Source organism: Bacillus sp. LR--39, from assembly GCF_053613335.1.
In genome coordinates this window covers 1-549 of sequence record NZ_JBSIOT010001433.1, presented here as the reverse complement: position 1 = coordinate 549, position 549 = coordinate 1, and the positions used below count along the sequence as shown (strand labels likewise).

Genomic DNA, 549 nt, shown 5'->3' with positions numbered 1-549 from the left:
GATGGAAACATGCAAAACCCTCGGTGTGAAATATGTGGTGGCTGTTCCGCTTGTGACAGAGCAGAAGATTGTAAAAGAAGAGATCAAAAAGAGCAGTGTAGACGTGCTGACTGAGCTGTCAGATATCGCGGAGCCGTACGGCGTAAAAATCGCGCTTGAATTTGTCGGCCATCCGCAATGTACGGTCAATACGTTTGAACAGGCGTATGAGATCGTAAACACAGTTAACCGTGACAATGTCGGGCTTGTCCTTGACAGTTTTCACTTCCATGCAATGGGTTCAAATATTGAGAGCTTAAAGCAGGCGGACGGAAAGAAAATCTTCATCTATCATATTGATGATACAGAAGATTTCCCAATCGGCTTTTTAACAGATGCGGATCGTGTATGGCCGGGACAAGGGGCGATTGACTTAGATGCCCACTTATCAGCACTGAAGGAAATCGGCTTCTCTGATGTTGTATCGGTTGAGCTCTTCCGGCCTGAATACTATAAGCTGACTGCTGAGGAAGCCATTCAAACAGCGAAAAAAACAACAGTGGACGTCGT

At 45.9% G+C, this 549-nt stretch carries 1 protein-coding gene; it reads left to right on the top strand.

Translation table 11 applies throughout. From position 1 onward, the window contains the following. Positions 1–549, top strand: a 549-nt coding sequence (gene iolI, locus ACWHAR_RS30970) for a 2-keto-myo-inositol isomerase (protein ID WP_452088919.1), incomplete at both ends; no start/stop codon positions are given.